The 4,462-nt window shown below is 60.3% G+C and carries 4 protein-coding genes; 3 read left to right on the forward strand and 1 reads right to left on the reverse strand.

Annotation, left to right across the window (positions count from 1 at the left end; translation table 11 throughout):
- Positions 1 to 307: 307 nt before the first annotated feature.
- The gene (locus QMX98_RS32565; RefSeq protein ID WP_010457594.1) at positions 308 to 484 is read left to right on the forward strand and encodes a hypothetical protein; all 177 of its coding nucleotides are present in this window, start codon (positions 308 to 310) and stop codon (positions 482 to 484) included.
- 9 nt (positions 485 to 493) lie between these two features.
- On the opposite strand, the gene QMX98_RS32570 is transcribed toward QMX98_RS32565, so the two are convergent.
- Positions 494 to 1,390, reverse strand: a complete 897-nt coding sequence (locus tag QMX98_RS32570; RefSeq protein ID WP_010457596.1) for a helix-turn-helix domain-containing protein — start codon at positions 1,388 to 1,390, stop codon at positions 494 to 496.
- A 188-nt stretch (positions 1,391 to 1,578) separates the two neighbouring features.
- Between QMX98_RS32570 and pobA the strand changes: the two genes are divergently transcribed.
- Together pobA and QMX98_RS32580 are read left to right on the forward strand one after the other, a co-directional pair.
- Positions 1,579 to 2,763 (forward strand): 4-hydroxybenzoate 3-monooxygenase, encoded by a 1,185-nt coding sequence (gene pobA / locus QMX98_RS32575; RefSeq protein WP_282411976.1) that lies wholly within the window; start codon positions 1,579 to 1,581, stop codon positions 2,761 to 2,763.
- 79 nt (positions 2,764 to 2,842) lie between these two features.
- Complete coding sequence (locus tag QMX98_RS32580) at positions 2,843 to 4,360, forward strand: MDR family MFS transporter (protein ID WP_282411975.1); 1,518 nt, start codon at positions 2,843 to 2,845, stop codon at positions 4,358 to 4,360.
- The last annotated feature ends 102 nt before the right edge of the window (positions 4,361 to 4,462 follow it).

Consider the following 4,462-nt stretch of genomic DNA (forward strand, 5'->3'; position numbering starts at 1 on the left):
ATGAAATATTTGTTGCCGGCCACTCCGGTTTCGCGAGCAGGCTCGCTCCCACAGTTTGATTGGTGATACCGCAGCCTTTGCGCTCGACTCCACTCCCCTTGTGGGAGCGAGCCTGCTCGCGATGACGGTCTGAAATCTGACATCTTTGTTGCCTGACACTCCGCTATCGCGAGCAGGCGCACTCCCACAGGGGGGTATCAGTGTTCTGAATGTCGGGGTACATACAAAAGCCCTGTCACTGGCAACTCACTCCCGCTGACCTATGCTCAAAGTAATACCGGAGGGTATTCGTTCAGAGGTCAACGCCATGAACACCAAAACAAGAAGATACCTCGCCATTTTCGTCACCTGCGCGGCGACGCTGGCGCTGTATGGCACCGCCGCCTGGCGTGTCGAGCAGTTGCGACAACTGCCCCGCGACTACGCGAGTTGTAACTTCGAGCGCTGCATTCCCCACAACGCGACCCTCAACGCCCTTCGGTAACGAAGGCGGTCAGGCCTCGTTGTCCTGATCGGCCTTCAAGCGGTCGCGAAAAGCCTTGGGCGAGATCCCTACCCGACGCCGGAACAGGCGTGTGAAGTTGGTCGGATCGGAAAACCCCAACACGTCGGACATTTCGTAAATGGTCATGCTGGTGTAGGTCAGCAAGCGCTTGGCTTCCAGCAACTGTCGCTCGTGCATGATCTGCAACGCCGGTTGCCCCGCCAGCTCACGACAGGTGCCGTTGAGGTGCGACACGGAGATCCCCAGCCGATGCGCCAGGTCCTCGACCTTGACGTGCTGACGGTAGGTCTCTTCCACCAGCTGGATAAAACCGTTGAGGTACTCCCGGGCACGGTGCGGACGCTGACTGGCAGCGCGGCGCGAAATCACCTGGCGGCTGACCCACACCATGATCACGCTGACCAGCGAATGCATGAGCATTTCACGCGCAGGCTGGTGCCCGGTGTATTCCTCTTGCAGCGCTGAAAACAGGCTGTTGAGGTAGTCGCTGTCCTTGCCCGCCGGATAACTTTCGGCTTGGGCCAGCGCGTTCACCGAGTTGCCCAGTTGCGCCTGAAGATGGGCAATCAATGGCGCGGCCAGGGTCACGACGAACCCTTCGACGTCCTCGGAAAACCGGTAACCATGCACCGATAACGGCGGCAGGATCAGGATCGCCGGTTCGGTCAGCTCCGTGTGTTTGCCTTCGATTTCAAGCTCTGCCTGACCTTTGAATACGAAGAGCAACTGGCACAAATCAGCGTGACGATGGGGTTTGATTTCCCATTGATGTTCGCGGCTGCGTTTGGAAATGGTTTCACAGTGCAGCAAGTCGGGGGTCGGCCAGTCCAGGCTTTCACCGTAGAGCTTGAACACTGGAATCGAAGGTAGGTCAGGCTTGTTCATCACTTCAATCCAGGCCTCAGAGGGTTACGGGCGATAATCGCACCGATTGGCAGAATGTACAGGTATCGGCTCAGTTTTCACCTTCAATTGACAGACCCGCAAGGGAAAAATGCAAGCACTCGATCCATAAAAATCATTCACCGGCCGTGGTCGCGTGAAGCTTGCGAGTCATAAAAACAATGAAAACGCTGAAAACCCAAATCGCCATCATTGGCGCCGGCCCCTCCGGTTTGCTGCTCGGCCAATTGCTGCATAACGCCGGAATCGACACCCTGATCCTTGAACGACAGACCCCCGACTATGTGCTCGGCCGAATCCGCGCCGGTGTCCTCGAACAAGGCATGGTAGAGCTTTTGCGTCAGGCCGGGGTGGGTCAGCGCATGGATGCCGAAGGGCTGGTCCATGGCGGTTTCGAGCTGGCCCTCGACGGACGCCGGGTACACATCGATCTGCAAGCCCTGACCGGTGGCAAAACCGTGATGATCTACGGTCAGACCGAAGTCACCCGGGACCTGATGGCCGCTCGTCGGGAGGCTGGCGCGCAGACGATTTACCAGGCCGGCAACGTCGTACCGCACGCAATGAAAACCGCAGAACCGTTCGTGACGTTTGAGAAGGATGGCGAGACCTGGCGCCTTGATTGCGACTACATCGCCGGGTGCGACGGTTTCCATGGCGTGGCGCGACAGTCGATTCCTGCCGAGTGCCTGAAGGTCTTCGAGCGGGTCTATCCATTCGGCTGGCTCGGGATTCTCGCTGATACGCCGCCGGTCCATGACGAACTGGTCTACGCCCGCCACGAACGCGGTTTTGCCTTGTGCAGCATGCGTTCGGCAACCCGCACGCGTTACTACCTTCAGGTGCCGGCCGACGAGAAGGTCGAGGCCTGGTCGGATGAGCGCTTTTGGGAGGAGCTCAAATCGCGCCTGCCTGCGGCGCTGGCCGATACTCTTGTGACCGGGCCGTCCATCGAAAAAAGCATCGCGCCCCTGCGCAGTTTTGTGGTCGAACCGATGCAGTACGGGCGGATGTTCCTGGTCGGCGACGCGGCGCACATCGTCCCGCCCACTGGCGCCAAAGGCCTGAACCTGGCAGCCAGCGACGTCAGCACCTTGTTCACCATTTTGCAAAAGGCGTACACCGAGGGACGCCTAGATCTGCTGGAGAAATACTCTGAGATCTGCCTGCGCCGGGTCTGGAAAGCCGAACGGTTTTCCTGGTGGATGACGTCGATGCTGCACCGCTTCGATGATCACGACGCCTTCAGCCAGCGCATCTGCGAGTCGGAACTGGATTACTTCGTACACTCCGAAGCCGGTCGAAAAACCATTGCAGAAAATTACGTCGGGCTTCCTTATGAGGCTATCGAATAGCCTCCTACCGACTTACACTGGCGAGCATCCCCGCTCGCCATTGCCTCGTGCGGGACACTCACTGCCCGCAGGTTCCACCGTGACCAATCTCAACCAGCCTGAAACGCCTAAACCGGCTATTCGCAGCGTGTTGATCGCCCTGATGCTGGCGATCTTTCTCGGCGCACTGGACCAGACCATCGTCGCCGTTTCCATGCCGGCCATCTCCGCGCAATTCAAGGACGTCAGCCTGCTGGCCTGGGTGATTTCCGGCTACATGGTGGCGATGACCGTGGCGGTGCCGATCTACGGCAAGCTCGGCGACCTGTACGGCCGACGCAAGTTGATGCTGTTCGGAATGGGGCTGTTCACCCTCGCCTCGCTGTTCTGCGGCATGGCCCAAAGCATGGAACAACTGGTGCTGGCGCGAATCATCCAGGGCATCGGTGCGGGCGGGATGATTTCGGTCAGCCAGGCGATCATCGGGGATATCGTCCCGCCCCGGGAGCGCGGTCGTTATCAGGGTTATTTCAGCAGCATGTACGCCGTGGCGAGTGTTGCCGGCCCGGTGCTCGGCGGTTACATGACCGAATACCTATCGTGGCGCTGGGTATTTCTGATCAACCTGCCGCTGGGCATCGGGGCCTGGCTGGTGGCCAATCGCACACTGGTGGGTTTGCCCGTGCCACAACGCCAACCGATCATCGATTACCTCGGCACGTTGCTGATGATTATCGGTTTGACCGCCTTGCTGCTGGGCATCACGCAAGTCGGTCAGGGCCACTCATGGCGTAGCGCCGAAGTGCTGGGCCTGCTCGGGTGCGCGGTGCTGGTGCTGGCGCTGTTCGTCTGGCATGAGCGCCGGGCGCGGGAGCCGTTGCTGCCGATGCACCTGTTTGCCAACCGCAACGCGATCCTGTGCTGGTGCACGATTTTCTTCACCAGTTTCCAGGCCATCTCGCTGATCGTGCTGATGCCGCTGCGCTTCCAGAGCGTCACCGGCGCCGGGGCCGACAGCGCCGCGCTGCACCTGTTGCCGCTGGCCATGGGCTTGCCGATCGGGGCTTATTTCGCCGGACGCCGCACCTCGGTGACCGGGCGCTACAAACCGATGATCCTGGTAGGGGCGGTGCTGATGCCGATCTCGATTCTCGGCATGGCTTTCAGTCCGCCCCAGGCCTTCTTGCTCAGCAGTCTGTTTATGTTGCTCAGCGGCATTGCCAGCGGCATGCAATTCCCGACGTCATTGGTCGGCACGCAGAACTCGGTGGAACAGCGGGACATCGGCGTCGCCACCAGCACCACCAACCTGTTCCGCTCGCTGGGCGGCGCGGTGGGGGTGGCATTGATGTCGGCGCTGTTGCTGGCGCTGCTGCAGGATTCGAGCTTCGCCCACCTGGCCGGTTCGTCGATGATTGCCGAGGGCCGTTCAGGGAATGTGTTGCTGGACGGTTTGAACGCTGCACCGGGGGAGGCGCAGAACGCCTTGCGCGCCGAGTTGCTGCTGACGTTCAGGCATTTGCTGATGGTCAGTGCGGCGGTGTCGTTGCTGGGGTTGGCGGCGGCGGTTGCGATGCCGAACAGGGTGTTGCGGGGGCGTGAGGATAAAGTCCGATAGATAGACCGAGTCGCCCGCCATCGCGAGCAGGCTCGCTCCCACAATGGATCTTTGTCGTCCACAAATGCTGTGAACACTTGAGATCTACTGTGGGAGCGAGCC

It is taken from the genome of Pseudomonas sp. PS02303 (assembly GCF_029959925.1).
Classification (GTDB): domain Bacteria; phylum Pseudomonadota; class Gammaproteobacteria; order Pseudomonadales; family Pseudomonadaceae; genus Aquipseudomonas; species Aquipseudomonas mandelii.

Excerpts from the sequence above, each read along its gene's own strand:
- QMX98_RS32570 (WP_010457596.1), bottom strand. The coding sequence starts at position 1,390 with ATGAACAAGCCTGACCTACCTTCGATTCCAGTGTTCAAGCTCTACGGT.
- QMX98_RS32565 (WP_010457594.1), top strand. The coding sequence starts at position 308 with ATGAACACCAAAACAAGAAGATACCTCGCCATTTTCGTCACCTGCGCG.